Origin of the sequence: Paenibacillus sp. KACC 21273 (genome assembly GCF_028736095.1) — a bacterium.
Classification (GTDB): domain Bacteria; phylum Bacillota; class Bacilli; order Paenibacillales; family Paenibacillaceae; genus Saccharibacillus; species Saccharibacillus kyungheensis.
Map to the genome: position 1 here is coordinate 4,633,686 of NZ_CP117876.1, position 26,995 is coordinate 4,660,680.

25 protein-coding genes are annotated in these 26,995 nt (G+C 37.4%); 3 read left to right on the forward strand and 22 right to left on the reverse strand.

All coding sequences use genetic code 11. The features are described from left to right. Positions 1–37: 37 nt before the first annotated feature. Positions 38–1,336 (reverse strand): MFS transporter, encoded by a 1,299-nt coding sequence (locus tag PQ460_RS20295; protein WP_274170971.1) that lies wholly within the window; start codon positions 1,334–1,336, stop codon positions 38–40. Positions 1,337–1,338: 2 nt separating this feature from the next. Continuing rightward, positions 1,339–3,240: a PfkB family carbohydrate kinase gene (locus PQ460_RS23495; protein ID WP_337993950.1), complete on the reverse strand. Its 1,902-nt coding sequence runs from the start codon at positions 3,238–3,240 to the stop codon at positions 1,339–1,341. A 326-nt stretch (positions 3,241–3,566) separates the two neighbouring features. On the opposite strand from PQ460_RS23495, the gene PQ460_RS20310 reads away from it, so the two are divergent. Then, positions 3,567–4,013, forward strand: a complete 447-nt coding sequence (locus PQ460_RS20310) for a GNAT family N-acetyltransferase (RefSeq protein ID WP_337994014.1) — start codon at positions 3,567–3,569, stop codon at positions 4,011–4,013. A 105-nt stretch (positions 4,014–4,118) separates the two neighbouring features. On the opposite strand, the gene PQ460_RS20315 is transcribed toward PQ460_RS20310, so the two are convergent. Beyond that, positions 4,119–5,144: a LacI family DNA-binding transcriptional regulator gene (locus PQ460_RS20315; protein ID WP_274170972.1), complete on the reverse strand. Its 1,026-nt coding sequence runs from the start codon at positions 5,142–5,144 to the stop codon at positions 4,119–4,121. 200 nt (positions 5,145–5,344) lie between these two features. Between PQ460_RS20315 and PQ460_RS20320 the strand changes: the two genes are divergently transcribed. Beyond that, positions 5,345–5,803, forward strand: coding sequence for a MarR family winged helix-turn-helix transcriptional regulator (locus tag PQ460_RS20320; RefSeq protein WP_274170973.1), 459 nt, complete (start codon positions 5,345–5,347; stop codon positions 5,801–5,803). 65 nt (positions 5,804–5,868) lie between these two features. Further along, complete coding sequence (locus tag PQ460_RS20325) at positions 5,869–7,197, forward strand: SCP2 sterol-binding domain-containing protein (RefSeq protein ID WP_274170974.1); 1,329 nt, start codon at positions 5,869–5,871, stop codon at positions 7,195–7,197. 146 nt (positions 7,198–7,343) lie between these two features. On the opposite strand, the gene PQ460_RS20330 is transcribed toward PQ460_RS20325, so the two are convergent. The 19 genes from PQ460_RS20330 to PQ460_RS20420 all read right to left on the reverse strand — a co-directional run bounded on the left by PQ460_RS20330 (position 7,344) and on the right by PQ460_RS20420 (position 26,993). Continuing rightward, positions 7,344–7,883, reverse strand: coding sequence for a GNAT family N-acetyltransferase (locus tag PQ460_RS20330; protein ID WP_274170975.1), 540 nt, complete (start codon positions 7,881–7,883; stop codon positions 7,344–7,346). A gap of 202 nt (positions 7,884–8,085) precedes the next feature. Beyond that, positions 8,086–9,882 carry an ABC transporter ATP-binding protein gene (locus PQ460_RS20335; protein ID WP_274170976.1) on the reverse strand — a complete coding sequence of 599 codons (1,797 nt, stop codon included), beginning with the start codon at positions 9,880–9,882 and terminating at the stop codon, positions 8,086–8,088. Between the two features lie 14 nt (positions 9,883–9,896). Next, complete coding sequence (locus PQ460_RS20340) at positions 9,897–10,403, reverse strand: hypothetical protein (RefSeq protein ID WP_274170977.1); 507 nt, start codon at positions 10,401–10,403, stop codon at positions 9,897–9,899. A gap of 11 nt (positions 10,404–10,414) precedes the next feature. Further along, the gene (locus tag PQ460_RS20345) at positions 10,415–10,933 is read right to left on the reverse strand and encodes a MauE/DoxX family redox-associated membrane protein (protein ID WP_274170978.1); all 519 of its coding nucleotides are present in this window, start codon (positions 10,931–10,933) and stop codon (positions 10,415–10,417) included. Between the two features lie 15 nt (positions 10,934–10,948). Next, entirely contained in the window at positions 10,949–11,362 is a 414-nt protein-coding gene (locus PQ460_RS20350; protein ID WP_274170979.1) for a MauE/DoxX family redox-associated membrane protein, read from the reverse strand. Continuing rightward, complete coding sequence (locus PQ460_RS20355; RefSeq protein ID WP_274170980.1) at positions 11,346–11,798, reverse strand: hypothetical protein; 453 nt, start codon at positions 11,796–11,798, stop codon at positions 11,346–11,348. The genes PQ460_RS20350 and PQ460_RS20355 overlap by 17 nt, the downstream gene beginning before the upstream one ends. Positions 11,799–11,917: 119 nt before the next feature. After that, positions 11,918–12,139 carry a hypothetical protein gene (locus PQ460_RS20360; protein WP_274170981.1) on the reverse strand — a complete coding sequence of 74 codons (222 nt, stop codon included), beginning with the start codon at positions 12,137–12,139 and terminating at the stop codon, positions 11,918–11,920. A gap of 48 nt (positions 12,140–12,187) precedes the next feature. Further along, on the reverse strand, positions 12,188–13,981 hold the full coding sequence (locus tag PQ460_RS20365) for an asparagine synthase-related protein (RefSeq protein WP_274170982.1): 1,794 nt from the start codon (positions 13,979–13,981) through the stop codon (positions 12,188–12,190). Continuing rightward, positions 13,978–14,361 carry a lasso peptide biosynthesis B2 protein gene (locus PQ460_RS20370; protein ID WP_274170983.1) on the reverse strand — a complete coding sequence of 128 codons (384 nt, stop codon included), beginning with the start codon at positions 14,359–14,361 and terminating at the stop codon, positions 13,978–13,980. Before PQ460_RS20370 ends, PQ460_RS20365 begins: the two co-directional genes overlap by 4 nt. Positions 14,362–14,410: 49 nt before the next feature. Then, positions 14,411–14,671 (reverse strand): PqqD family protein, encoded by a 261-nt coding sequence (locus PQ460_RS20375; protein WP_274170984.1) that lies wholly within the window; start codon positions 14,669–14,671, stop codon positions 14,411–14,413. Between the two features lie 212 nt (positions 14,672–14,883). Then, positions 14,884–16,161, reverse strand: coding sequence for a phosphoribosylamine--glycine ligase (gene purD / locus PQ460_RS20380; RefSeq protein WP_274170985.1), 1,278 nt, complete (start codon positions 16,159–16,161; stop codon positions 14,884–14,886). A gap of 338 nt (positions 16,162–16,499) precedes the next feature. Next, on the reverse strand, positions 16,500–18,047 hold the full coding sequence (gene purH, locus PQ460_RS20385; protein ID WP_274170986.1) for a bifunctional phosphoribosylaminoimidazolecarboxamide formyltransferase/IMP cyclohydrolase: 1,548 nt from the start codon (positions 18,045–18,047) through the stop codon (positions 16,500–16,502). Positions 18,048–18,082: 35 nt separating this feature from the next. Next, positions 18,083–18,706: a phosphoribosylglycinamide formyltransferase gene (gene purN, locus PQ460_RS20390; protein ID WP_274170987.1), complete on the reverse strand. Its 624-nt coding sequence runs from the start codon at positions 18,704–18,706 to the stop codon at positions 18,083–18,085. After that, on the reverse strand, positions 18,706–19,749 hold the full coding sequence (gene purM / locus PQ460_RS20395) for a phosphoribosylformylglycinamidine cyclo-ligase (protein WP_274170988.1): 1,044 nt from the start codon (positions 19,747–19,749) through the stop codon (positions 18,706–18,708). The genes purN and purM overlap by 1 nt, the downstream gene beginning before the upstream one ends. A 1,018-nt stretch (positions 19,750–20,767) precedes the next feature. Further along, positions 20,768–22,246 carry an amidophosphoribosyltransferase gene (gene purF, locus PQ460_RS20400; RefSeq protein WP_069328924.1) on the reverse strand — a complete coding sequence of 493 codons (1,479 nt, stop codon included), beginning with the start codon at positions 22,244–22,246 and terminating at the stop codon, positions 20,768–20,770. Continuing rightward, positions 22,231–24,477 carry a phosphoribosylformylglycinamidine synthase subunit PurL gene (gene purL, locus PQ460_RS20405; protein WP_274170989.1) on the reverse strand — a complete coding sequence of 749 codons (2,247 nt, stop codon included), beginning with the start codon at positions 24,475–24,477 and terminating at the stop codon, positions 22,231–22,233. The genes purF and purL overlap by 16 nt, the downstream gene beginning before the upstream one ends. Further along, complete coding sequence (gene purQ, locus PQ460_RS20410; protein ID WP_204825655.1) at positions 24,455–25,144, reverse strand: phosphoribosylformylglycinamidine synthase subunit PurQ; 690 nt, start codon at positions 25,142–25,144, stop codon at positions 24,455–24,457. Before purQ ends, purL begins: the two co-directional genes overlap by 23 nt. Positions 25,145–25,148: 4 nt before the next feature. Then, a complete protein-coding gene (gene purS / locus PQ460_RS20415) occupies positions 25,149–25,394 on the reverse strand; it encodes a phosphoribosylformylglycinamidine synthase subunit PurS (RefSeq protein WP_069328921.1) in 246 nt (81 codons plus the stop codon). A 705-nt stretch (positions 25,395–26,099) separates the two neighbouring features. Beyond that, positions 26,100–26,993 carry a phosphoribosylaminoimidazolesuccinocarboxamide synthase gene (locus PQ460_RS20420; protein ID WP_274170990.1) on the reverse strand — a complete coding sequence of 298 codons (894 nt, stop codon included), beginning with the start codon at positions 26,991–26,993 and terminating at the stop codon, positions 26,100–26,102. Between the last annotated feature and the right edge of the window lie 2 nt (positions 26,994–26,995).

Sequence of the window (26,995 nt, forward strand, 5' to 3'; positions counted from 1 at the left end):
ATTGTTGTGTTATTTTATGTGTTCACTACTCTTTGGATTACGTCGCACTGACTTTGCGTTTCCATTCTGGAGAAGCTTGAGGTTTCTGCGTCTGTGGCTTGCGTACCATCATTGTTAAGATCGCCGACAGAAGCAGTGATCCCGCCATAAACATATACGACGCATCGAACCCACCTGTCAGATCATTTAGATACCCTACAATATAAGAACCGGCAAATGAACCTAATGCTCCCATACTGTTAATCAATGCCATAGCTCCACCGGCTACATTACGTGGCAAGACTTCCGGTACAATCGCAAAAAACGGGCCATACGGCGCATACATCGCTCCACCAGCAATCACAAGTAGTACAAATGAAATCCAGAAATGATTTGGTCCAATGAGATAGGAACCGTAAAAAGCAAGCGCACCAATCAATAAGAACGGCCAGACAAAGTTTTTGCGACTTTGCATTTTATCAGAAAAGAATGAAGTCACTAGCATCAAAATAACAGCCAGTACATACGGAACAGCCGCTAACCAGCCTGTTGATACCATATCCATATTCGGTGCTTTAGCAATAATAGATGGCAACCACATCACAAATCCGTACACTCCAATACTCCAGAAAAAGTATTGCAGACTTAACTTAATAACCGTAGGCGAACGAAAAGCTTCGCGGTAATTTTTTACTTGCTTCATTCCTGCTTGTTCACGTTCTAATTCATCTTCTAATGCTTGTTTTTCTGCATCGGTCAACCATTTGGCTTCTGAAGGCTTATCTTGTACTACTTTCCACCATACAAATGCCCAGATAATAGCTGGCATCCCTTCTATAATAAACATCCAACGCCAACCGACTGCGGTCACTAGATAACCGGAAATAATCGACATCCACAAAACGGTTGCAGGATTACCTAAAATCAGAAAAGTATTTGCACGTGAACGTTCTTTGTTCGTAAACCAGTGTGCATTAAAAACAAGCATCGCTGGCATGACCGCGCTTTCAACAATTCCAAGTGCGAATCGGATGACGATCAACAGATTGACATTGGTGATCATCCCTGTAGCGGATGCAAGTCCACCCCATAGAATTAATGACCAGAAAATCAGTTTTTTCGCACTTTTTTTCTCTGCATAATGAGCACCTGGAATTTGGAAAAAGAAATAACCTAGAAAGAAAAGTGCTCCCAGTAACGATGACATCGCTGCTGAAATATTCAGATCATGTGCCATGCCTGATGCCGCGCCAAAGCTATAATTCGCACGATCCAGATAAGCGAGGCTATACGTAATAAAAATAACCGGAATCAGTCTTAACCAACGAGAAGCAGGTAATGCTGTCTTTTCTTGCATGTTTATTTCACTCCTTCCAAAGATGGGTCATAACGAGTAACGTCCTCAACGACTATATCTGTTGCTGGATATCTGGGATGATGTTCAATCATATATTGTAATTCATTTTCCGAAGGGTACCCTTCATGATCGCCGATCGATTGGACTGCTAAAGCTCCAATGGCACATCCTCTAGTGATCGCTTCTTCTATTGTTAATCCGGCTAACCAACCACTAACAGTTCCAACAGCAAACCCATCCCCTGCACCTACCGTATCAATCACGTGCTCGACGATAAAACCAGGTACTGTGCCTGATTGTTCCTGCGTGCGATAATAAGCACCAGCCGGGCCTAATTTAACGACAACGACTTTGACTCCTTGCTGCAAGTAAAATTCAGCAATTTCTTCAGGTACTGATGATCCTGTTAATATCTGTCCTTCTTCAATACCTGGCAACACGATATCAGCTTGAATAGCAAAATGGTTGATCGTCTCGATCATTTCAGTATGACTGCTCCACAATGCAGGACGCAGATTAGGATCAAATGAAATACTTCGATGGTGAGCACGCATCTGCTGAATTACATGCTGTGCAAATACACGATTATGATCTGATAATGCTAATGGAATACCTGTCATATGCAAATGTCGTGCTGAGCTAAAATAAGTAGCATCCAGATCAGCTATACTCATCTGACTTGCTGCTGAGCCACGACGGAAATATTGAACTTGCGGATCACCGCTGATGACTTTGGACTTGAGCTGAAATCCTGTAGGACGTTCTGAATCTATCCGTACATGATCTAGATTCACATGTTCACTCGCTAGCTTATGTTGTACAAAAGTTCCAAATGCATCGGCACCGACTTTACTTGCCCAACCCGATCGAAGACCGAGACGTGCAAATCCAATCGCTGCATTGGCTTCAGCTCCTGCTAATCGTTTAATAAATAAAGCCACATCATGCAGATCGCCTACTTCTTCAGCTACAAACATAGTCATTGCTTCGCCAAATGTCACAATGTCCAGTGATGTGTTATCACTTTCTACAGGTAAGTTGGATGATGGTAAAAGCTCATTTCCATTTACTCTAGCAGTATCTGTTGTGTGATCCATTGCAATGTTGCTCCTTCCTGCTGTGCTTAGTACATGGTTGTAATATTTAATCTCTGTATCATCAGATAAAGTAAATTCGATCGCCCGCCATGCTTGATTCGGAAGAAGTTCGATTACTTGTCGCCATAATGCTTTTTCCTCTATCGGTAAAGGAAGCGTTAGATATCTATTCTCTTGCTGAACCGAATGCTTCGCATGAATATAAGTCACATAAGGTGATAATTGTTGCGCCGCTTCCAGTGCATCTTGTCCTGCATACAACCAGTTACCGATATCGAATGTTATTCCGATCGAATACCATTGCGAATGCGCTTGCAAAGTAGCTAATTGTTCAAAAAACGAAAGTATATGTGCAGGATCTCCCCCGTATGTTGTCTGATCGTTTTCTATCCATAGACGAATTGGAGATACCGATGACTGTTCAGCAAAAAATTGATCCAAACTTGTAAGCAATACATCTATAGAAGATTGCACATGATCGTAATGACCAAGTGATAACTTGACTGCATCTGCTCCTAATCGCTGTGCTTCTGTGAAAGAACGATATACTATTTCTTGATTCAGTCCATGATTCTTTTGCCATAACGATGCAGGTACAGAATAAACGGTATATAAAAGATTAGCTTGTTGAATCGCTTGTCTACACTGTTCTAAAGGCAAACTATCGTCTGACTCTACAAAAAGTTCACGACGAATCTCTATGCCCTGTGCTCCAAGATCAGCAATACGTGTAGTCACTTGTGATTGTGTAACTTTTCCACTAACGACATCTGCAAAAACAGAAGTCGGAATAATAGTAATCGACATTGATAATCTCCTTTCTACTACAAAGTAGAGCATTACTATCTATTTCATCTGCTCAATTCATATGAAAATGTTCAACACAATAAGTTAATTTCAATTTAATAAATCGGTTTAGTAAATCGGTTTATGAGGTCAGTATAATGCAACTATTTTATAAATACAAGTCTTTTTGTAAACGTTATCTGTATTTATATGGTAAAAGGTACTTTGGACCCATTCTGAAATAAATAACTAATAATTAACTAATAAATATAAATTTATTTGCATTTAAATTCATAATTATGTATATTTATTTTTTACATATAAAGGAGATGATGTTTTTGGAAACTGTGCCGACAGTGATTCGTCAAGCAACTACAGCAGATGTCGAAGCGTTGATAACTATTATGAATGAATATATTGGAGACTTTTATCAAAAGCCCAAACCGCCTGTAGAAAAGCTACATCATCTGATCACGACGTTATTGGATCTGCAATTAGGGGTACAATTTGTAGTCGAGCAAAATGATCAGACCGTAGGATTTGCAACATTATACTTTTCATTCAGCTCGATCAAAGCCGATAAAGTCACAATTATGAACGATCTTTATCTGCAAGAGCATTTACGAGATACTGAAGTGGAAGTTCAATTGTTTAAGCACTGCCAGACGTATACTCAAGATCATGGATTTGCTCATATGAGCTGGGTAGCTGCACCGCATAATACACGTGCGCATCGCTTTTTTGATCGAATGGGATGTACGAGAGTCGATTGGGTCGATTATATGATTGTATAGCACCAAAAAAGACCGTCCAACATCAAGTTGATCAGATGTTGGACGGTCTTTTTTTTGATCACAAACGTATAGTTCTATCTTCATTCTGATGATCAAATATTCATTTTATTGTATATTCAGCGGTTGTGCCGAAGATTCGCGGATCATTAATGTACAAGTAAATTGCTTTTCTTGTATAGCTGGTTGTTCTTGTTGTGTACTCTGTGCAGAAATCGAAGCAAGTAACATTTCTGCGGCTTGTCTGCCCATGTCATGCGAAGGTTGAACAATCGTAGACAATGTAGGGGTTAGCAATTCAGCAAACGGTATATTATCAAATACGATCAATGCCATATCTTGCGGAATCTGCAATTGATATTCTTTGAGAAAAGCAAGAACTTCAAGCAATACCAGATCGTTACCTGCAATAATTGCTGTTGGTAATTGCTGTTGCTGTGCCCAGATGCTTAATGTATGACGTAATTGCTTAACTTCATCCGATAATATCATCGGTGTGATCTGTGGTAATAGCTCCTCCATTGCACGTGTATATCCATGTACTCGCTCTACACGAGTAGAAATAGACAGCGGTGCTGTGAGCATTGCAATATGTTGGTGCCCCGTATGGATCAGATGTTCTGTCGCTTTATACGCAGCTTGTTCATTATCTACAACGACACGACTTACCTGTACCCCTTCCAGCTTCCGATCTACAAATACTAATGGGAAGCCTTCTTGAACTAGCTTCTGATACAAAGGAGTTAATTGACCGGACGGAAAAGCAATCACTCCATCTACTTGCTTGGAGCGCAACAATTCCAGATCTTCACGTTCTCTTGCTTCATCTTCATCGGTATTGCATAGAATTACGCTAATGCCCTGTTCCCGGCAATAACTCTCAATCCCCCGACAGATTTCCAAAGAAAATTGATGCAACATATTTGCAACGATTACGCCAATCGTAAACGTACGTTTTTGTTTGAGACTGCGTGCCAGTACATTCGGACGATAATCCAATGCCTGAATCGCCGCAGCTATTTTATCTTTTGTATTACTGCTCATATATTCATAACGCCCGTTAAGATATTGGGAGACTGTACTTTTGGATACTCCTGCTTCACGAGCTACATCTGCCATTGTCATTTTCGCCATAGTTACTGCCCTTTCTCTATGATCCGAGTGTAGTTACAGATGCTCATACGGATATGGTTGATCTGTGTTTGAATATTATCATAGCGTAAGGACTCATTGTAGCACAAATGGCTATTTTTGAAGAATATCTCATCTGGTTGCTACGCTGTAAAACAAGCATAAAGATTGACATCAACAAATATGTGTATATACTCATATTTATGAGAAACGATAATTCTAATCTGCCCAAAACAATCGATTACACAGCAGAGTGCGCCTGCTTAAATTTTAGAAAAGCGTCACGTTTTATTACTAGCCTATATGATGAGTATTTAAGACCTGTAGGGCTTCGAGCAACCCAGTTATCATTGCTGATGGCACTTGAACAAGCAGGATCGGTCACTATTACGACTCTTGCTGAATTACTTTTGATGGATCGGACTACACTACCACGCGATCTAAAACCACTTGAACGAAATGGATGGGTATCAATTACACCAGGAGAGGATCGTAGAAAACGTTTTATTGCTTTGACACCTGACGGTCAGCACCTTCTTAACACAGCCTTACCACTATGGGAACAAGCACAAGTTCGTGTACAAGAGTATATGGGCGAAGATCGTTATAGAGGTTTACTTGGACAATTATCTGATATTGTGAAGCTAAATAGACAAAATTAATTTTTTTTGATTAATTAGGTGTATATACACTTATTTTAGAAAGGATCGATATATATATGGCTGATATGAAAAAACATCCTACTGTTCTTCGTTATTATGAATCGGTTGCGCAATCTACCCCTGTCAAAAATGAAATTCTTGATTATGATTGGATACGTGAATTATGTCTGGACGCTGGAGCAGATGATGTCGGAGTGATTTCTATGGAACGCTCCGAATTGGATGATCAACGTGAAGATATTCTATCTGTATTTCCACATGCTAAAACGATGATTAGCTTTGTTGCTAAAATGAACCGAGAACCGATCCGTACCCCTGCTCGCTCACTTGCTAATATTGAATTTCATCATACAGGGGATAGAGTGGCAGATATATCTCATAATATTGTATCCACATTAGAAGCACGAGGCATACGGGCTTTGAATGCAGCTATGGGGTTCCCGATGGAAATGGATAAGTTTCCCGGCAAAGCATGGGTCGTTTCACTTAAACCTGTAGCGGTTGCAGCAGGCTTAGGTAAGATGGGGATTCATCGCAATGTCATCCATCCCAAATTCGGTAATTTTATTCTACTAGGCGCTATCATACTAGACGCCCCGGTTAGCAAAGAAGACCGTCCAATCGACTATAATCCTTGTCTGGAATGTAAACTTTGCGTAGCCGCCTGCCCGGTAGGTGCAATCGGAGCAGATGGACAATTCAATTTCTCATCTTGTGCTACACATAATTATCGGGAATTTATGGGTGGTTTTAGCGATTTTGTAGAGACGGTAGTAGAGAGCAAAAATACGAAAGAATTTCGGAGCGAAGTACCAGCAACTGAAGCGGCTTCGTGGTGGCAAAGTTTGAGTTTTGGTGCTAATTATAAAGCGGCTTATTGCTTATCTGTGTGTCCGGCAGGCGATGATGTAATCGGGCCATTTCTAGAAGATCGAAAAGGATTTATGAAAGATATCGTAAAACCGTTGCAAGCAAAAGAAGAGACTATTTATGTGATACCGAATTCAGATGCAGAAGCGCATGTCAAAAAACGTTTTCCTCATAAAACGATCAAACGTGTTGGTAATGGACTGATACCCAATTCGATAGGTCTTCTGGTGACTCTTATGCCTCATGTATTTCAGCCGAATCAGTCAGCAGACTTAAACTGCACGTATCACTTTACGTTCACAGGCGATGAAAATAGACAAACCACATTCGATATTCGAGATGAAAAGCTTCAGGTACAAGACGGTCTACAGGGTACACCCGACATCCAGATTACAGTAGACAGCAAAACATGGCTTAAAATCGTAGCGAAAGAAAAAAATGTAGGCGTAGCCTTACTCACAGGAAAACTACGGCTCAAAGGTAATCCTAAATTGCTGATGAAATTTGAAAAGTGCTTTGCCTAATAGCAAACGTAACATAATACTAGAGTACATTTTTATTTTGTAATTGATATGAAAAAGAAACCCTGATAAGTGATACCGTTCAGGGTTTCTTTTTTTTAGTTTAGCATGTAATAACAGAGACATATCCCTATATAAGCTAATATTACTTATGATTTGGAGCGAGCTATATATTCTTTTGCAAGTATAGAATACAGAGAAGAATCATGAAATTCGCCTTTATAATACCAGTGTTCACGCATAATGCCTTCGCGTGTCATTCCAATCTTCTGCATCACTTTCTCTGAAGCGATATTAGCGGGGCGACAGGTAGCATAGATTCGATGTACATCCAATATCTCAAATCCATAAGCCAATATAGCACGCGCAGCTTCTGTTACATAACCGTTGCCCTGGTAATCAGGATTCAGCACGTAACCTATTTCAGCGTTAGTGTTATGGACATGAATACCGATCCCACCCATCAATACCCCTTCATCTTTCAAGCAAATAGCAAATTCATAATCTTGACGAGAAGATTGCTGTTGCTGAGCGATAGCCTCTTCAACATATGCCTTAGTATCTGCTTCAGTATTAGGCCCCCACGCAGTATATTGGGTCACCTCTGGCAATTGCGTATAAGTATGAATCGCTTCCCAATCACTATGTTGTATTTCACGAATAAGCAGTTGCTGTGTTTCTAATTGCATATGTAAGTCCTCCAACTCGAAATATTTTTTATGTTAAAAATGGAAAAAATATAAATATTATACTAATAGAGATTAATATCAATATTTAATTTATAATTAGAACTCACATTTATTATTGGAAAAAAATAGTTCATTAAGCTTTTAAAAATAAAGCTTAATGAACTATCCTATATTTAAATTTTGAAGTTATCTTAATTTATATTCATTTATCTTTATACCAATTGGCTTGAGAAAGATACATTTCATAATACATTCCTTTTTTACTCATGAGTTCATCAAATGAACCTTCTTCATATATTTCTCCATTATCCATAACTATAATTCGATCAGCTAACCTTGTTGGTCCTAATCGATGTGATATTGTAATAATAGTTTTATTTTTTGCTAATTTATAAAAAACCTCAAAAATATTTAATTCACTTATTGGATCTAATGCTGCAGTAGGCTCATCTAAAATGATAAGATCTGTATTTTTAAGAAAGCCTCTAGCAATCGCTAATTTCTGCCATTCTCCACCAGACAGTTCACTTCCATTTGGCATTTCTTTTGTTAGGTAAGTATCTAGCTTTTTATCAAAATTAATTATTTTATGATATAAATCAACTTTTTTCAAGTTATCAAATAGTTCTGAATCTTTATTAAATTTTTCTAAATCTCCAAAACTTAAATTTTCTCTAACCGTATACTTATATCTACCAAAATCTTGAAAAATAGCAGACATGATATTATATAAGTTAACTTTATCTATTTCTTCGATGTTATGGTTATTTAATTTTATTTGTCCATCAGTAGCACTATATAATCCAAGTAAACAATTTAGTAAAGTTGTCTTACCTGAACCATTATGACCTACTATAGCAATATTTTCTCCTTTTTTTATACGCATAGAAATATTTTTCAATACTTTTTTATCAGTTTGAGGATAAACAAATGTTAAGTTATTAATATCAAGTTTTTCAAATTTATTTGATGAAATATTATTAATAATTTGATTCTTCAATTCATAATTTAATACTTTAATTAAAGAATTGTTATAGATAGCAGTTTCAAATATCGACCCTAAACTTCCACCAATCATACCGAATATTCCTTGTACCGATGTTACAGCTCCTAATAATGCAACATAATCACCAACTGTCAACATATTGGAGGAAATTTGTTTAATTAAAAGTAGCGAAACTACCAGACTTGAAGCTTGTAGTACAAAAACAGCAAAAGTAGTAGTCTTGAATTCCCAAAATGCTAATTTTAGATTATGTGTCTGAATATATTGAAAAAGAGTTTTCCATTTATTTAATAAATATTCACCAGTATTATATATTTTAATTTCTTTTATAATACTTCTATTTAAAAAAAGATCAGAAGTATAGTCCAACTCTCTAGATTTCAAAGCAGTTTCTTTGCTAATATTGTAACTTTTAGTTTTAACAGCAAAAAGCAGTATTATACCAGGCAAAGTCGATATAAACAAAGCTAAAGGCATGGTCCAATGTATAGTTAAAAGTATTCCTAACATACCTAATAATGAAATTATACTTCCTATAATTGTTATTATATTTTGAATAACATTAATCCCACTGGTAGAAATTGCAATATTCGATAAACTAATATCATCAAAAAATTTACTATCTTCATATTCCTCATATGGTATTTTTAATATTTTTTCATAAAGTAATTTTTTTAAAACAAAATTGACATCCCGAGAAATTTTAGTGAAAATATAATCACCAAAGCTATTTACTAGCGATGATATATACTGAATTAAAAAAACAGCTATTACTAATTGAATAGTCAATGTTAATAAATAGGGTTGATCATGAATATTACTTATTGAATCTATAACTTTTTTATTAAGTAAAACTACTATAGGGGGTAGAACAGAAATAATAAGTTTACATATCATATACCAAATAAAACTACTTGGATTCTCTTTATAAGCTAATATAAAAAAATACTTTTGACTTTTAATAAATGCTACAATATCTAGTTCTTTTAGCATAAGTACCTCTTAATTCAATTAATATATTTAGTTATAGTATCTTCCGAAATGTATCCTTTGGAGGTAATTGTTCCATCGATATTATTTTTGAAAATAAAAGGAAACCCATTCACTTTTATTTGATTGATTACATCTTCCATTTGCGCTAATAATAATTGATTTTGAAATGAATGATTAGATATTTTAGAGGTGATATCTTCAGATCCGACAGCCAAAAACCTTATATTTTTTAAATATTCCGGCTTAATAATTTTTAAAGTTTTTAAAACTTTTTCGCATTGACTACAATTAACATCTATTAAAATTAAAGTATCTATTTTTTGAGAATAAATTTCCTTTAATAAGGGTACTTTTTGATTAATAGAATTATAGACTATTATATTTGGAAACTTTTCTCCTATTTTTATACCTTGATTGATTACTTTTGATACTTTAGATTTATGTATAACTAGTATAATAATAAATAAGATAACTAAAATCATGAAAATTAATGAAACAATAATTTGGTATTCAGCATTCATATTTTTCTCCTTTAAATTTCATCTAATAATCTTCTAGATAGTACTAAAATAATGCCCCAGAAAAAAGCACTTATTAAAATTATATAAAAGTTTATATTTACGCCTTCACTCATTAATAAATACAAGCTAGAAGGTAAATATAATACACTAGGAATTAAGCTCAAAAGTAGAAGTATAGTCTGAATTAAGCCTCCTAAGCCATGCTTAGCACTTATCACATTACCAAAACAAAAGCATTTCGTTTCTTTTTTATTTAGCATGGCATCAATATGTATAAAAATAAAGCATAATAGTAACACTATGGCTAATATTTGCACATAAATAATATCTCCACGAAAAAGTAAAGATATAGCTAAAAGCACTTCGAAAATAGGCAATAAATAACTTAAAGGTACTAACAAATAATGAGGTATTATTTTTAAAAATTTTAACTCGTTTTGATTTTCTTTAATAGAAAAAATCTTACTTATACCTGAAAACAATAAAACTAAACCTGCACCAACATGAAATATCGTAGACAGAATTTCCATAATGTATTCCTCTATTCAATGATATCTAATTTTCAAACCATATAATAATATAATAATAAACAGAATTATAATATTATTTAGTACGTTTTTAGCTGTTACTTTTCTAGGTATTTGTAACGAAAAACAGCCACAATTATTACTGAATATTTTATTTAAACTTTTTATGTTTAAAAATATATAAAACAATTGTAAAAGTGCTGCTAATAAGACAATATAGGATAAAGAAAAACCAGCAATAAAATTTAAAGATACAAATAATTCGATTGTAATGAGTAAAGGTACCAGTATAATAACTAAATACTCATATTTTATAATTTTATAATCATTAATAGCTTCAAAAAATAAATATTTCTTCTTGAATTTAGTAATACTATTTTTCAAAAAAAAACAACCTAATAAAAAAAATAGGACCTTAGTTACTAAGATCATTAGCAAGCCTCCCATTTAACTTTGATTCAATACCTTTTTTTCTGTTCTCAAAAGAGGTTTCATATAAAAAATCATTATCAAAATCAAATAATTCGATTGATTTATTATTCTCAATGTAAAAGACCGCAGGAAATTGATTTATTTTTAATTTTTTCAATATTTCTATTGCTTTAATATTATTGTTCTCTTTAATGTCTATAAATATAACATTTTGTTTTTTTATAGCTAGATTATATATTTCTTTGACAATTTCTATTTCATACGACAACATATTATCAAATATTAAAATTACATATCCAGTGTAATTATGATTAATGTTTTGTTTGATAATTTTTTTCTTTTTCAGAAAAAACCTATTAGTATATATCTTGAAAGTAATATACAGATATATCAGTATACAAAAAATTATTATTATTTCATAAATGTAATTACTCATAAGCCACTCCATATAATTAATTAAGATCGCACCACATTAAATATGATGCGATCATATAACAATATTATGCTATTTATAAGGTTTTTTATTTTAGTAAATTTTTTTTGATTAATTAATTTTTAGCACTGATCACTATCAGTTTCACATACTAGTTCTCTACGGCAAGCATTATAACCTGCACCTGGCCCCTGACCTGTAACAACACGATAAGTTCTATTTCTGTAAGCTTTTTTAGCTCCAGTTTTATCCAAAGTAGCGTTTTCAGTTCCCCAACCACATTCACCTTTGATAACTTCCATACTATTTCCACATTCTACAAGTGTTGGACTAACATATTTCATTAATAATTCCTCCTATTTTTACCTTATAAATAGCACAATAGTCTTATATCAATTATTAACTTTAGTATTGTATTTTGATATCCATAGTTCAATCGCTACCATGATCCAAAAGCTATCTGATACAGCAATTCCATTACGCCATTTCATAAGTTCTTTATTCCATTCCTCTAGAGAAATAAAGCCTAATTTAATAATTAATTGAGGTTTAGATAAAATATTATATATCTTTTCCCAATTTGTTCTTATACTTTTATATGTATAAGCTACATGTGTCGTTTTATTTATACGATTTTTTATTCTTTCTGTTAGAATGTCTCCTAATGCGTTTCTCAAAATCAATTTACTATGGTAATCTGAGAATCTTAATTCGCCTGGTAAAGTATATATAAATTCAATCAATCTTCTGTCTAGCAATGGATGTTTTATATCCATTTTATGAATAGCACCTATTGTTCTATCCATATACAAATGAGCTTTTGCATTACTAATTTGATAATACAATTGTTTTTGATGAGAATATTTTATCTTCTTCATCTTTTTCTTCATTTTTGTATAGTAGCTACTTTCTTTATTTTTCACCTCCTCATCCAGAATATTAGAAGATAGTGTATACTTAAAGAAATTTTTAAATGCAGAGCTATTAGTAGCAATCGAATATTTTGTAACATAAGAAAGTGCTTTGCCTAACTTTCCTCTTTTGATGAAATCATTTGTAACATCTAAAGAACCTGTTAATAACTGATCTCCAGCAAACCCAGTTAATATCCGATTTATTCCATTTTCAGCTGCACCTTTAACTAATCTATTGGTAAACTCAAATGTCAAACCACTAACATGTGGCTCATATGAAAATGGAATATCCTCAGGAAAATTATCATACATTAATTCATTGTCGAATTCTTTGTAATTTCCTTTATCTTCATATTTGTCTAGTAATTCATTTATATAAATTTGTTCGTCCGATTCTTTAAGTTCATTAAATACAGCACTTATTGAAGATATTTGTTGGTTTTTTTCTTTATCTTCTTTTGATATTATTTTTGAAGCTGCATAGATTGAAGTAGAATCTAATCCGCCGCTTAGCATAATCGAGGTTTCATCATTTTTTTTTAATCTAGACTTTACTGATTCGAAAAATATTTTTTTGAATTTCTCTTCGTATTCTTTTTCATTTAAGAATTCAATATTTCCATTTATATTACATAGGTCCCAGTAATTATGTATTTGATGATCTAACTTATCATTTAATTCTAAATAATAACCACTGCTTACTCTTTTTATTTCTTTATAAGGAGTTAATTCACTATCTACTATTCCATTACAATTTAAAAATTCTTTAAAGTATTCCATCTCTAGATCTTTAATATTAAAATAATCTTGTAATATAAAAATATCATTTGCAAATATATATTTGCTTCCTTTTTTAATCCAATACAACGTTTTTATTCCTATATGATCTCTTACGGCATAAGTCAATTTCTTATCACTGTCATATAGTATAAATGAAAATTCTCCAACCAATTCATTCAAAAAATCTATTCCTTGATTTCTATATAAGTGAATTAATAAATCTTCTATACATAATACTTTAGTAATTCCATATTTTTCTTTTAACATTTCTTGATTGTGTATATCTATATCACCTAGAATTACTATTGGGTTATTTTGTATTTCTGGTAAAGATTCACTATCACAACATGTAAATCTATTATTAAATCTTTCAACTTCTTTTTGATATACTTCTATATTAAATTCTTTTTTTATATACTCTTCAACTTTTTGCTTCTGACAGTTCATACTGTTAGTATTTATTTCTGCTAAAAACCAACGAATTGTAATCAACCTCCCATAAAATCATTTGAATTTAAAATGATTTTATATTTATTTGTTTCTTCTTCGTCACCAAAAAAATTTCTATCTTCTTCGATCAACCACGCATGCGCTTCGAAAGGAAATTTTCTAATTCCTACTACCATATCAACTTGGATATGATATTTTTTTCTGAGAATCTTATATCCTAAAAAAGTTTTATGTATACAATCTGCTTTTCTAGGATACCAGGTACATACCATATCTAGCACATTAAATTCAAAATTTATTCTTTCAGAGAACTTTTCATAGTCAACAATATTAATATTCTTACTTTTTTCTAAAAAATTCTTTTTTGAATACAGATCAAAAATATTTGTAAAACCTATTTTGTGTAATTTAAAATCAAACATTATCAATAATAAATATAAACGAATAAATGTTAAGAAAGTTAAAATTTTGCTATTCAGTTATAATCACTCCTGATTTCTTGAGATCTCTCAAAAAGATTTCAAGATCTTTTTGTACTTGTTCTTTTGTTACTTCGAACTGTTTACTTATGTAATCTACTATCTCTTTATTTTCTTTTTCTAAATTTATTTGCTTCCAAAAAATTGATGATATAAAGTCTAATGCAAAAAACTTATTATCTACTAAATTCAATAAAATTATTTCTTCATCTTCTTCATAAACTATTAAATGCTTATTAATTTTATTTTTCATTTATTCACCTATTATAAAACTATTTTAATACTTTTTTCTTAAACATCTACTTAATAAATCTATACTTTCTAAAAAATTATATATCAAATTTTTGATTTTTCTAATCATACATTACTAAAAAAAATATGTCAATAAAAAACATAAATTTCTTTTAGAATCCATATTTAGTAGAAGTCTAGATTAAAACTTCCAAACTTCTACTAATTTTATCTTTAATTTATTTTAAAAAGAGCTTTGGCTGCAATATCACTACGTTGATGCTTACCTTCAAATGTAATTTTTGCGGCTTGTTCATACGCTTTGGTGCGGGCTGAAGCGATATTTGCTCCTAAGCCAACTACACCCAGTACACGTCCACCGTTTGTCACGACTTCACCGTTCTGACCTTGCGCTGTACCTGCATGAAAAACAAGTGCTTGTTCATCGGTATGCTGTAGTCCGCTGATTGGCAATCCTTTAGCATAAGCCGCTGGATAACCGCCTGAAGCCAAAATCACACATACTGCGGCTTCCTCGCTCCACTTGATCTCAATATCTGCAAGTGTACCGTTAACCGTCGCTAGAAAAATCTCAAGTAAATCACTTTCTAGACGCGGTAATACCACTTGCGTCTCTGGATCGCCAAAGCGTGCGTTAAATTCAATCGTTTTGGGCGTACCATCTGGTGAGATCATTAGCCCGGCAAATAATACTCCGCTAAATGAACGTCCTTCGGCAACCATCGCTTTAGCTGTTGGTACAATAATCGTCTCGATCGCTTGATCGATAATACTTTGCTTGATATGTGGTAATGGTGAATAGGTTCCCATTCCACCTGTATTTGGACCTAGATCATTATCGTATGCTGGCTTGTGATCTTGCGCAGCAGGCATGGGACGAACCGTTTCTCCATCGACAAAAGCCAAAATCGACATTTCTTGTCCGGCTAGAAATTCCTCGATAACCACTTTGCTACCGGCTTCACCAAATACTTTATCTTGCATAATGGACTGTAACGCATCGATTGCTTCATCCATATCATGAGCGACAGTTACCCCTTTACCTGCGGCAAGTCCATCGGCTTTGATAACGATAGGTGTAGATTGTTGCTGGAGATAGGTGAGTGCAGACTCATAATCGTCGAACTTCGCATACGCAGCAGTTGGAATATTGTATTTATGAAGCAAGTCTTTCATAAATGTTTTGCTACCTTCGATAAGTGCTGCATTTTTGCGAGGCCCATAGACAGGAATTTGATGCTTTTCAAAAACATCGACAATTCCATCAGCTAACGGATCATCCGGGCCGATCACGACCAAACCTACTTTTTTCTCAGTCGCAAAATCAGCTAACTTTTCAAATTCATTCACTTGAATCGGAACACATTCTGCTAATTGTGCAATCCCTGCATTACCAGGTGCACAGTAGATTTTGTCTGCTTTTGGGCTTTTGGCAAGTGACCAGATGATTGCATGCTCACGTCCGCCACCACCCACAACTAAAATATCCATAACGTCACGCTCCTTTGAATAGAGAAGGATTTTTCCAACTATGTTCAAGCATTATTTCACTTTTACAAAAGTCTCAAACTAGCATAATAACGCTCTACATCGAGTACATTAAGCAAGTGCACCCAACTAACAAAGCAACAGACCGAACAAGAAATATTCGGTCTGTTTTGTTGCTTATTGCAAGTGGATTTATAGGAATACCAAGCATTATTGATCACGATCTATCATCAACATTTTTGCACTCTTTCTAAATACTATCTTGAAGTGCTTAACTGTTGACGAATTTCACACTCTCTTAGTGAACCTATGTCCACTATTGCAAAATCATATGCTTATAATTAGTGTTTGAAATGACGTACGCCTGTGAATACCATAGCGATTCCGTATTCATTTGCCATTTTGATCGATTCTTCATCTTTGATTGATCCACCTGGTTGAATAATAGCTTTGATCCCTGCTTTGGCTGCTAATTCAACCGTATCGCCCATTGGGAAAAAGGCATCTGATGCCAAAATCGCTCCGTTTGCTTTGTCTCCTGCTTGTTCGATTGCAATTTTGGCTGCTCCGACACGATTCATCTGCCCTGCACCTACACCTACAGTCATATCATCGGCTGCTAGTACGATTGCATTGGATTTTACATGTTTGACAACTTTCCATCCGAATAACAATTGTTTTAATTCTTCGCCAGAAGGAGAGCGGTCAGTCACGACTTTTAGATCGTCTGTTGTAATCGAATGCACATCGCTTTCTTGTACCACCATACCGCCTTCAATCGTAGTTACCACATGCTGTGCTGTACGTTCTTCCGATGAAGTCAGTTCACCCATTTTGAGCAAACGAATATTTTTCTTTTTCGTCAAAATTTCTAACGCTTCCGATGTAAAGTCAGGTGCTAATACGATCTCTAAGAAAATTTCGCTTAAAGGTTGCGCTGTTGCTGCATCAATTGTACGATTTGCTGCTACAATTCCACCGAAAATAGAGGTTGGATCTGCATTGTATGCTTTGTTGTATGCTTCAGCGATCGTCTCGCCTACACCGACTCCGCACGGATTCATATGTTTGACAGCCACGACAGCAGGCTCTGTAAATTCTTTTACAATTTGTAAAGCTGCATTTGCATCGTTGATATTGTTATAAGATAGTTCTTTACCATGTAATTGTTCAGCCGTTGTTAATGTGCCTGCTGGAGCCATTGGTTTACGATAAAATGCCGCCGCTTGATGCGGATTTTCACCATAACGAAGATCTTGAATTTTCTCATAAGTGACCGTATAACGCTCTGGCAAAGGATCACCCAAAACTTCACATAAGTAATCAGAAATCAATGCATCGTAAGCCGCTGTATGACGGAATACTTTAGCCGCTAGACGTTTACGTGTATCCAACGTTGTATCGCCTTCTGCACGTACTTCTTCTAATACTTTGGCATAATCGCTAGAATCAACGACTACACTAACAAATGCATGATTTTTAGCTGCACTGCGTAGCATTGTCGGCCCACCGATATCAATATTTTCGATCGCATCTTCATATGCAACGTCTGGTTTGGAGATCGTTTCTTGGAAAGGATATAAATTAACAACAACAAGGTCGATATATCCTAGTTCCAAATCTTTCATTTGTTGCTGGTGTTCTGCGCTATCTCGAACCGCCAACAGACCACTATGTACTGCCGGATGTAACGTTTTGACACGACCATCTAGAATCTCTGGAAATCCAGTAACATCTGAAATTCCAATAACCGGTACACCTGCTTCAGCAAGTAGATTTTTAGTACCACCTGTCGAAATAATTTCTACACCCAATTGAGACAACTCGCGGCAAAAATCAACCACACCTGCTTTGTCGGACACGCTCACTAGCGCTCTTTTGATACTCATGATGAATTTATTCCTCCTTCAATTTTAAAAAGAATTTAAGCTTCCACAATCACCTGTCGTCCTTCAAGTGTTACTTTTCCTTTAGCAATCTGAGCTACAACCTGCGGATACAATTTCCGTTCGATATCATGGATCCGCTCTGCTAATGTCTCTGCTGTATCTTGTTGCTGTACTTCGATCGATTGTTGCGCAATAATCGGCCCTGTATCCATACCATTATCGACAAAATGTACCGTAATCCCTGTTACTTTCACACCATAAGATAACGCCTGACCTAACGCATCTTTTCCTGGAAAAGCAGGCAATAACGATGGATGTACATTAATCATCCGACCCATATATGGATCTACAATGGTTGGCGTAAGTAGGCGCATATATCCTGCTAACACAATCAGATCAATCTCGCGGCGTTGCAATTCTGCTACGATTTCCAGTTCATATTGTTCACGACTGCTATATTCTTTGGGATGAAATACATACGTATCTACACCTGCCTGAATCGCACGCTGAACTACAGGAGCCTGCGGCTTATCAGATACTAACAATTCGATCGTAGTCGCATCTGGTTTACCGAAATATCCATCTTGCCATGCATCGACCATCGCTTGAAAATTAGTGCCTTCGCCTGAAGCGAACACAGCAATTCGAAAAGGCTTCATTACACATCGACTCCGGTAAATGTTACCACTTTATTTCCTTCTTGCACCGTACCTATTTGATACGCCGTTTCGCCTTGTTCTGCTAGTAATGTCAACGCTTGTTCTGCTTGATCCGCAGGAACCACAATGACCATACCGATTCCCATGTTGAACGTAGTAAACATATCTTTATGGCTGATACCGCCTTTAGCTTGCATCAATTGGAAAATCGGCAAAATCGGCCAGTTTCCGTACTCGATATCTACATTTACATGTTCAGGCAACATCCGCGGAATATTTTCGATAAATCCGCCGCCTGTAATATGTGCCATTCCTTTGACTTTAACGGCTTCTTGTAGCGCAAGTGTAGACTTAACATAAATTTTAGTAGGCTCTAGCAATACATCACCTAGCACGGCATTACCCAGTTCTGTTACGGTGTCTTTGAGATCATATCCAGCATCTTCAAGCAATAATTTACGTACTAGTGAAAATCCATTACTGTGAATACCACTTGAAGCTAGTCCTAGCACTACATCACCTGCTGCAATTTCACTGCCTGTAATCACTTTAGCTTTATCTACGATACCTACTGTAAATCCAGCAATATCATATTCGCCTTCGGAATACATCCCAGGCATTTCAGCCGTCTCGCCACCGATCAACGCGCATCCTGCTTGACGACAACCATCTGCAATACCGGATACGATCGCTTCAATCTTTTCAGGAATGACACGATCACATGCTAGATAATCAAGGAAAAATAACGGTTCTGCACCTTGTACTACAATATCGTTCACACACATCGCAACAGCATCAATACCGATTGTATCGTGCTTATCCATCGCAAATGCTAGCTTCAGCTTCGTACCGACACCATCTGTACCGGATACGAGTACAGGCTCATCGTATTTATCTTTGTTCAGGCCAAACAATGCACCGAAACCACCAAGTTCTGTCATCACTTCCGGGCGAAACGTTGTTTTAACGTGCTTTTTCATACGTTCTACTGCTTCATTCCCTGCCGCGATATCGACCCCGGCACTTTTATAGGCTTCTGACACTGTACATCGCACCTTTCGTTTGGGCTTAGGAAATGGGGTGTGGTAGAAAGAGGTTGGGAGCTACAGCGCTGCGAGGAAAAGGTTGTTCTGTCGTCGCTGTTAAGGTTGGATATCTTGATGGACTGCTGGGCAGTCGATATCCAACCTTAAAGGCGAGCGCTTCGCTCTTTCGAACAATCCTTTTCCTCTCCGCTTGAGCGTGGTTCAACTTTTCTAAAGCACACCCTAATTCTCTAAGGTTGTTTTGGTAGTCTAGTTGGTGAGGCTCTACTTCGTAATCGCTGGTTGTATTGGATATTAGTTCGTATTGATTCTGTGGGGCTTGCTCTTTGCTCTTTGCTGACTAATTTTTATTTTTTTATAAAGATAAATTTATATTTTTTTATAAATTGCTATCTATAGTAGGAACTTATATTCATTTTTTTAGAGAATATATCACTATTCAAAATGGATTTCACGATACCCAATAAAAATGGAACGAATACTCAGAGTAAACAAATACTTTTCATGCAATTCAAAAGCATAGTTTCCTTAAAGGTTCTACTTCATCATCCCCAAATAATACTGAATATAATTCCATCCAAAATGCCTAGAACTCTATAACACTATACCTATCATACAAATAGATATCTTCCTTAAATACATCATTCTAAACGTCAAGAAGTTCCAAAAATCCCTACTGTGAGGACGACAGGACAATACAGTGCTCTACCATCCTTCTACACTCCCACTAAAAGAGAGCATGAAAGCCCACTGCTTTAGATCATTCTGATCTACCCTGCCACCCCAATTAGATCGAACTTTATATCACTCTGGAATGGTGGCTTTTGAGCGGCGGAGCGACGGGACAGGAATGAATCTGTGAGAAGCGTAGCGTTCGCCTTTGTAGATGGATTTTAACCGCACAGCGGTTGTTCAAAAAATCCAGCTACAACAAGCGATCGGGAAGATCATTCCTGTCCCATAGCGGTCCCCCACTCAAACGCCCGCCACCTTTTCCAAGATACAAAGCCTTCGACTAACACCCACATCCGAATTGCTCTTCGCCGCCGAAGTCGGTTTGTGTTGGATAGTCGTTGTCGAAGCATGCCATACACATGCCACCTTTGTAGTCTGTGCTGTTGTCGCCACCGACAGCTTTGATTAATCCTTCAAAGCTCAAAAAGGTGAGTGAATCAGCATTTAGTTCTTTGCGCATTTCTTCAATCGACATGGTTGATGCGATCAATTCGCGTCGATCCGGTGTATCAATACCGTAGAAGCATGGATTTTTAAAAGGAGGCGATGTAATCCGTACATGTACTTCTGTCGCTCCTGCATCACGTAACATATTCACGATTCGGCGTGATGTTGTTCCACGTACAATCGAATCATCGATCATGACGACACGTTTACCTTCCACCACGCGGCGTACCGCACTGAGTTTCATTTTCACACCTTGCTCACGTAGTTCCTGACTCGGTTGGATAAATGTACGCCCGGTATATTTATTTTTGATCATCCCAAGTTCATAAGGGATACCCGTTTGTTCAGCAAATCCGATCGCTGCTGAAATACTGGAATCCGGTACACCTGTCACTAGATCCGCATCGATAAATGATTCCTGTGCCATCACCGAACCCATCCGTTTGCGAGCCGCATGTAGATTGGCACCATTCATATCACTATCTGGTCTTGCAAAATAAATATATTCCATCGAACAAAGCGCTTTACGTTGCGGTTCGATATAACGATCTTCGATCAAACCATGTTGATCCAAAATCAGTAATTCTCCTGGTTGAACATCTCGTACTAACTCTGCTCCGATCGTTTCAAGAGCACAGGTCTCTGAAGCAAAAATATACGCTTCACCCAGACGACCCATCGTGATCGGACGCAATCCGTTAGGATCAGAAGCCACTATTAATTGCTCATTGGTCATAATCATAAAAGCAAAACCGCCTACAATTTGTCGGAACGCATCTTTTGCTGCTTCGACTAGAGGCTTATTTGAACGTGCGATTAAGTGAGCAACCACTTCTGTATCACTGGTCGTTTGGAAAATAGAACCCGCTTCTTCCAATTCACGCCGAATCTGTGGTGCATTGACGATATTACCGTTGGTTGCCAGTGCTAATTCACCTGCACGATAACGGAATACCAATGGTTGTGCATTGGTCAGACGACTATCTCCACTGGTGGAATAACGAACATGACCAATCGAAATATCACCTGTTAATGAACCTAATGTATCTTTATCAAAAACTTCTTTGACCAGACCCATACCCCGATGGTAATGAAACTGGTTGCGATCACTTACACACAAGCCTGCGCTTTCTTCACCACGATGTTGAAGCGCATGTAATCCATAATAAGAAAGGGAAGCGGCTTCCGAATGTCCGTAGACTCCGAAAACGCCGCATTCTTCTTTTAACGTATCAAAAATATCATTGGGACCGGTGCCTTGATTGTAGTAATCACCTGTCCATAACGTCTGTTTGTTTAATTCATCAGACATGGAATCGCATCCTCCCAGACTTGACGCAGATTGTTCACCTGCTCTGCCAAGACTTGTTTGCCGTCCACTTGGATTTGAAGTTCTGTTCCTTGCACTTGACCGATACGACGTACAGGCACACCTTGAGATTGAATATGACTTTCCAACGCATCTGCTTGCGCAGGAGTCGCTGATAACAAAATACGAGATTGGCTTTCGCTGAATAACAATAGATCATGACGCAAGTTGTCGCTGCTCAGTGCCACGCTTGCACCTAATTTACCACTAATACAAGATTCTGCTAAAGCTACAGACAATCCACCTTCAGATAGATCATGTGCAGATTGTACTAGTCCGCTTTGAATGGCGCTCAGTACGCTACCTAGCAATTTCTTTTCAATCTCCAAATCTAATGCTGGTGGGCGACCTTCTGTCACATTGTGCACGACTTTCTGGAATTCACTACCACCTAGTTCGGCAAATGTATCTCCTAATACGAAAATAATATCGCCTTCGTTTTTGAAACCTTGCGTTGTAATATGATCTGTATCGTGTACCAATCCAACCATACCCACAACTGGTGTAGGATAGATCGCTCCACGTGTATTTTCATTATAAAGACTAACATTACCACCGATTACTGGAGTATCCAGTACACGACAAGCTTCTGCCATACCATCTACTGATTTTTCCATTTGCCAGAAAATATCTGGTTTTTCCGGGCTACCAAAATTCAAGTTATCTGTGATCGCAAGCGGTTCTGCACCGGAGCAGACAATATTACGAGCCGCTTCGCTGACAGCAATTTTGCCCCCTACTTCTGGATCAAGATATACATAACGTCCATTACAATCTGTAGTCATAGCCAGTGCTTTGCGTGTACCACGAATCGTAATGACTGCTGCATCTGAACCCGGACGAACCGCTGTACTCGTACGAACCATATAATCATATTGATCATAGACCCATGCTTTGCTCGCTACTGTTGGTGAAGCAAGAATCGATTTTAACGCACCACTGAGATCTGTAACTTCATCATAACGATTGGTATCGACATTCGCTTGTTGCTCATAATAAGCAGGTACTGAAGAAGGCTTATCATAGATCGGGCACTCATCTACAAGCGCATGTACAGGCATATCGCCAACCACTTCGCCATGATGTAATAATTTCAAGCGTCCATCATCTGTCACTTTACCAACTTTGGCACAAATTACGCCCCAACGTTCAAAGATTTCCATCGCTTGCGCTTCGTCTTTTGGCTCTACTACGAACAACATCCGTTCTTGAGATTCCGAAAGCATCATTTCATAAGCTGTCATGCCATCTTCACGTTGAGGGACTTGATCAAGATACAATTCTAGACCGTTACCTGCTTTACTTGCCATCTCTGCACTAGAACATGTTAAGCCAGCCGCACCCATATCTTGAATCCCCAGAACAATACCAGAATCAATCAATTCCAAGCAAGATTCCATGACAAGCTTCTCCATAAATGGATCGCCAACTTGTACTGCGGTACGACGTGCTTCTGATTCTTCTGTTAATTCTTCTGATGCAAATGTAGCGCCATGAATCCCGTCGCGTCCTGTAGGAGGTCCTACATAAAATACCGGATTACCTACTCCTTTAGCGACACCACGTTGGATTTTGTCATGATCGATCAATCCGACACACATTGCATTAACCAGTGGATTTCCGTCATAACTTTCATCGAACATCACTTCGCCGCCAACCGTAGGAATCCCGATACAGTTACCGTAACCTGCAATCCCGGATACCACATGCTCGAACAAATATTTCACACGTTCACTTTCGAGCTTACCGAAGCGTAAAGAATTCAATACTGCTACAGGTCGTGCTCCCATAGAGAAAATATCGCGGATAATCCCGCCTACACCTGTTGCTGCTCCTTGAAAAGGTTCTACCGCAGATGGATGATTATGACTTTCAATTTTGAAAACAACCGCTTGATTATCACCAATATCTACAATCCCTGCACCTTCACCCGGTCCCATTAATACACGAGGACCAGAAGTTGGGAAGCGACGAAGTAACGGTTTGGAGTTTTTGTATGCGCAGTGTTCCGACCACATTACACTAAATACGCCGATTTCTGTGTAGTTCGGTTTCCGTCCGAGAAAACCGCAGATCAACTCATACTCGCTGTCCGATACACCCATTTGTTTGTATATTTGCTGGTCTGCGACTTGCTCCGCCGTCGGTTCCTTAACGGATGTTTGCTGCATCATGTTGATCCCTCCAAGCTTTCAAAATAGATGTAAACATTTTTTTACCATCTGCTGATCCTAACAATTCATCCACTGCACGTTCAGGGTGAGGCATCATACCTACAACATTTCCACGTTCATTACAAATCCCTGCAATATCATGTAGTGATCCATTCGGATTATGTCCGTACTGGAACACGATCTGATTGTTCGCTTTCAGTTGTTCCAATGTTGCATCATCACAATAGTAGTTCCCTTCGCCATGAGCAATCGGAATCGTTATTTCTTCACCATCTGCATAATCACGAGTAAATGGAGTCTGATTGTTAACTACAGTAAGCAATGTATCATGACAACGGAATTTCATTGATTCGTTACGAAGTAAAGCACCCGGTAAAAGGCGAGCTTCAGTGAGAATCTGGAATCCATTACAAATGCCGAGCACATATTTGCCTTGCTCTGCTGCTTTGGCTACTTCTGTCATTACCGGAGCAAATTGAGAAATCGCTCCACATCTCAAGTAATCTCCATAGGAAAAGCCACCTGGAACTAAAATACAATCATACGCTGACAGATCTGTCGCTGTGTGCCATACATACTCTACCGATTCCCCTAACGTATCTTCGACTGCTTTAAAACAGTCAATATCACAGTTAGAGCCCGGAAATACCAAGACTGCAAATTTCATGGATTTAACCCTCCAGTTCGAAACGGTAATTTTCAACAACCGTATTAGCTAGCAACTTCTCGCACATCACTTTGAGGCGTTCTTCTGCTTCTTCACGATTATCTGTATCCAATTCAATCTCCATGTACTTCCCGATGCGAAGACTCTCGACTTCATTGAATCCTAACGAATGAAGTGCACCTTGAACAGCAACACCTTGTGGGTCAAGTACGCTTTGCTTAATGGTCACGTAGACAGTAGCTTTAATCATGTTATTTTTGTTCCTCCTTAGATTAGGTGATGCTGAGTTGATATTGCTGGGTGTATCAGAGTGGTGATTGCTTTACTTTGAGAACTTTGAAAATCAAGATTTGGTGATTCTTTAGATACCCCGCTATGGTCACGGATTATTCTGGTCGTCGCTGGTAAGATCGGATATCTTGAATGACCGCTGGGCGGTCGATATCCGAGTCTTAAAGGCTCCTTTCAGAATCATTCCGTTCCCTTCGCTTTGATCGAAGAATCACTTTATTTGTACTTAGTGTGTAAATGCTTAGTTTAGAGCAAAGAGCTACAATTCTGCTTGATAGATCAGATCGCAATCTCAATCAGATAGGGGAGGTGAGCAGACAATGTTACTTGGTAGACCACTATGATGATTGAGTAAGATGATAGAGGTTTTCGAGTTTCTTACTATTAACTATCACTCGGCAACACTCATCACCAATTAATCTTACTCCACCACTTTTATATAAAAAGTCCGCAAAGTGAACACCATGACATCCTTATCTTTTCTGCCCCACCCCTAACGAGCGCCAATTGATCTCGATCCGAGCGGAGGGAAAGAAATCATCCGTAAGAAGCGTAGCGTTCGCCTTTAAGATTTGGATATTAACCGCTTGGCGGTTATTCAAGATATCCAAGTCTTACCAGCGATCGGCAGGATGATTTCTTTCCCGCAGCGGTCCCCCAAGGATCAAACCAATTGCCCACCCGTTAACTTCTGATATATGGATAGGTAGCGGTCGGATGTGGCTTGAACGACTGCATCTGGTAAAGGATCAGGTTGGCTATTTTTGTCCCAATCTGTGCCTGCCAGATAAGACCGTACCGGCTCTTTATCCATGCTGTCGATTTCGATATCCAGTGCATAGTTGTTTTTTGCCCAAAAGCGTGATGAATCCGGAGTGAAAATTTCATCAATAAGCACCACTTTGCCATCGATTAGACCGAATTCGAATTTGCAATCGGCTAGAATAATATCGTGTTGATCGCAATAGTGACGGGCATATTCGTACAGTTGAATACTTTTCGCTTTCAACTCTTCCGCAAGCTCTGCACCGATACGATTTTTCATTTCGTCAAAAGAAATATCTTCATCATGACCGATATCATTTTTAGCAGCTGGAGTGAACAATGGATTCGGGAACACGCCATTTTTACGCAAGCCTTCTGGAAGATCGATACCATTCACCTGACCGGTTTCTTGATATTGTCTCCATCCACCGCCTGTAATATAACCACGTACTACACATTCCATATCGATACGCTGTGCTTTGCGTGTCACCATAATACGGTTACGCAATGCATCTTTATCACGTACGATGTCCCCTAATTGATCAACATCGATATGTACAACATGGTTATCAATCAGGTGAGTCGTTTGCCCGAACCAGAAAGCACTCAAGCGATTCAACACTTCCCCTTTGTGCGGTACAGGTGGATCAAGTACATAATCGAATGCAGAAATGCGATCGGTAACAACGATCAAGTAATGCTCGCCCAGATCATACAACTCACGCACTTTACCTTTATAGATCAGCGGTGCATTGACCAGATCAACAGCTGTTGTGATTGCTTGCGATATCATGT

Coding starts and splice junctions, on each gene's coding strand:
- PQ460_RS20295 (WP_274170971.1), bottom strand. CDS start 1,336: ATGCAAGAAAAGACAGCATTACCTGCTTCTCGTTGGTTAAGACTGATT.
- PQ460_RS23495 (WP_337993950.1), bottom strand. CDS start 3,240: ATGTCGATTACTATTATTCCGACTTCTGTTTTTGCAGATGTCGTTAGT.
- PQ460_RS20315 (WP_274170972.1), bottom strand. CDS start 5,144: ATGGCGAAAATGACAATGGCAGATGTAGCTCGTGAAGCAGGAGTATCC.
- PQ460_RS20320 (WP_274170973.1), top strand. CDS start 5,345: ATGAGAAACGATAATTCTAATCTGCCCAAAACAATCGATTACACAGCA.
- PQ460_RS20325 (WP_274170974.1), top strand. CDS start 5,869: ATGAAAAAACATCCTACTGTTCTTCGTTATTATGAATCGGTTGCGCAA.
- PQ460_RS20330 (WP_274170975.1), bottom strand. CDS start 7,883: ATGCAATTAGAAACACAGCAACTGCTTATTCGTGAAATACAACATAGT.
- PQ460_RS20335 (WP_274170976.1), bottom strand. CDS start 9,882: ATGCTAAAAGAACTAGATATTGTAGCATTTATTAAAAGTCAAAAGTAT.
- PQ460_RS20340 (WP_274170977.1), bottom strand. CDS start 10,403: ATGAATGCTGAATACCAAATTATTGTTTCATTAATTTTCATGATTTTA.
- PQ460_RS20345 (WP_274170978.1), bottom strand. CDS start 10,933: ATGGAAATTCTGTCTACGATATTTCATGTTGGTGCAGGTTTAGTTTTA.
- PQ460_RS20350 (WP_274170979.1), bottom strand. CDS start 11,362: ATGATCTTAGTAACTAAGGTCCTATTTTTTTTATTAGGTTGTTTTTTT.
- PQ460_RS20355 (WP_274170980.1), bottom strand. CDS start 11,798: ATGAGTAATTACATTTATGAAATAATAATAATTTTTTGTATACTGATA.
- PQ460_RS20360 (WP_274170981.1), bottom strand. CDS start 12,139: ATGAAATATGTTAGTCCAACACTTGTAGAATGTGGAAATAGTATGGAA.
- PQ460_RS20370 (WP_274170983.1), bottom strand. CDS start 14,361: ATGTTTGATTTTAAATTACACAAAATAGGTTTTACAAATATTTTTGAT.
- PQ460_RS20375 (WP_274170984.1), bottom strand. CDS start 14,671: ATGAAAAATAAAATTAATAAGCATTTAATAGTTTATGAAGAAGATGAA.
- purD (WP_274170985.1), bottom strand. CDS start 16,161: ATGGATATTTTAGTTGTGGGTGGTGGCGGACGTGAGCATGCAATCATC.
- purH (WP_274170986.1), bottom strand. CDS start 18,047: ATGAGTATCAAAAGAGCGCTAGTGAGCGTGTCCGACAAAGCAGGTGTG.
- purN (WP_274170987.1), bottom strand. CDS start 18,706: ATGAAGCCTTTTCGAATTGCTGTGTTCGCTTCAGGCGAAGGCACTAAT.
- purF (WP_069328924.1), bottom strand. CDS start 22,246: ATGTCTGATGAATTAAACAAACAGACGTTATGGACAGGTGATTACTAC.
- purL (WP_274170989.1), bottom strand. CDS start 24,477: ATGATGCAGCAAACATCCGTTAAGGAACCGACGGCGGAGCAAGTCGCA.
- purQ (WP_204825655.1), bottom strand. CDS start 25,144: ATGAAATTTGCAGTCTTGGTATTTCCGGGCTCTAACTGTGATATTGAC.
- purS (WP_069328921.1), bottom strand. CDS start 25,394: ATGATTAAAGCTACTGTCTACGTGACCATTAAGCAAAGCGTACTTGAC.
- PQ460_RS20420 (WP_274170990.1), bottom strand. CDS start 26,993: ATGATATCGCAAGCAATCACAACAGCTGTTGATCTGGTCAATGCACCG.